Genomic DNA, 1,917 nt, shown 5'->3' on the forward strand with positions numbered 1-1,917 from the left:
GTCGCGCCGGAAGTTCGGGAAGCGGTCGAGCAGCGCGCCGAGGGCGGGAGAAGCATCGCGAACGGCCGTTCAGGGTCAGCTCAGCAGGACAGGCAGATGCTTGACGCCGAACACGAACGAGCTGTCGACTCTCTCGAGCGGAGCCATCCGGTCGCGCTGGAAGTTCGGGAAGCGATCGAGCAGCGCGCCGAGGGCGATTCTCGCTTCCAGCCGGGCAAGCTGGGCGCCCAGGCAGAAATGGATGCCGTGGCCGAACGCGAGGTGTTGATTTGGCGTGCGGCGGATGTCGAAGCGGTCCGGGCGTTCGAAAACCGCTTCGTCATGGTTGGCCGAACCGATCCAGAGATGGACGTATTCGCCGGCTTCCAGCTTGCGGTCCGCGACGACTGCGGTTTGCCGGACGCGGCGGGTCATATTCAGCACGGGCGAGCAGTAGCGAAGCGTCTCTTCGATCGCTCCCGGCAGCAGCGACCGGTCGTCCCGGATCGCTTCCCAATCGTCCCGGCGGTCGTCAAAGCAAAGCAGCGCGCCGCCGAGCAGATTCGTGGTCGTCTCGTTGCCGGCGACGAGCAGCAGAATGCAGAACCCGATCAGCTCGACGGGCGCAAGCGGGCTTCCGTCGGCCTCGGCCTGTACAAGCCGGCTGATCAGGTCGTCATGCGGGTTGCGCTTTCTCTCGTCGGCGATGCGACCGAAATAGTCGCTCATTTCCCGCTGGCACTGCATAAACCGGTCGTAATCGGTGCCGACGAGCGCATCGGACCACTCCTTGAACTGTTCGCGGTCGCGAGGGGGAATGCCGAGCATCTCGGCGATGACGAGCACCGGCAGCGGGCCGGCAAAATCGCCGATGGCGTCCATGCCGCCGCGCGCTTCGGCCTTGTCGAGCAGCTCGTGGGCAAGCGTCTCGATGCGCGGCGCGAGCGCCTCGATCGCGCGCGGGGTGAACGCCTGCGTGACAAGCGCCCGCAGCTGGCGGTGCTTCGGCGGGTCGCGCCGCAAAATGCTGTGCTCGATCGGCACGTCCGGCGACGGCGAATCCGACATCTCCGACGAGAACCGCCCGGGATCGGCGAATATCGCCTTGGCGTCTTCGTACCGATACACATGCCATGCCCCGTCCTGATAAGCCACCGGCTCCGTCGCACGCATCGAGGCAAATTGTGCTAGCGGCAGCAGACCGTGTTCCTCGTTCCATTTCATCTCCCCAATCTCCCCTCTCCATGTGAATGAGGCCGTTACACCTGTAGCTTAAACATATTCGTCTGGAAAATCAAACCGTTACTGGAAATGAGGTGCTGCGGTGTTCCGTTGTACAAGGTGTAATAAGAGAGCCGCAACGGGTTGCGCTCGGTGAAATAATTGCAGAAAGTACAATGAAGTAGCGCAAACGGAGGATGACGGATTGAATCATTGTAAAAAGTGCAATGAAAATTCCAAATATTAGGCGATTTTCGGCGAGAGAGCGGAGTTTTGTTGTATTTTGTGCAATGAAAATGCCATAAATGGAGCGCGATTCGTGAGACTATTGCAAAAAGTGCAATGAGAGAGTGCCGCAAACGGGCGCAACCGATGGGACCATTACAAAGAGTGCAATGAGAGTGCCGCAACGGAGTGCGATCGATAGGATTATTGCAAAAAGTACAATGAAGTAGCGCAAATGGGGAGCGACGGGTTGAATCATTGCAAAAAATACAATGAAAATCATTAGGGGATTTTCGGTAAGAGAGCGGAGTTTTGTTGTATTTTGTGCAATGAAAATGCCATAAACGGAGTTCGATCCGTGAGACTATTGCAAAACGTGCAATGAGAAGAGTGCCGCAAACGGGCGTAACCGATGGGACCATTACGAAAAGTGCAATGAGAGTGCCGCAACGGAGTGCGATCGATAGGATTATTGCAAAAAGTACAATGAAG

1 protein-coding gene is annotated in these 1,917 nt (G+C 57.6%); it reads right to left on the bottom strand.

The window, feature by feature from the left end; all coding sequences use genetic code 11:
* Nucleotides 1–75: 75 nt before the first annotated feature.
* Nucleotides 76–1,203, bottom strand: a complete 1,128-nt coding sequence (locus ABEV74_RS18340; protein WP_430148251.1) for a cytochrome P450 — start codon at nucleotides 1,201–1,203, stop codon at nucleotides 76–78.
* Between the last annotated feature and the right edge of the window lie 714 nt (nucleotides 1,204–1,917).

Source organism: Paenibacillus cisolokensis (assembly GCF_050481165.1).
GTDB classification, from domain to species: domain Bacteria; phylum Bacillota; class Bacilli; order Paenibacillales; family Paenibacillaceae; genus Paenibacillus_AH; species Paenibacillus_AH cisolokensis.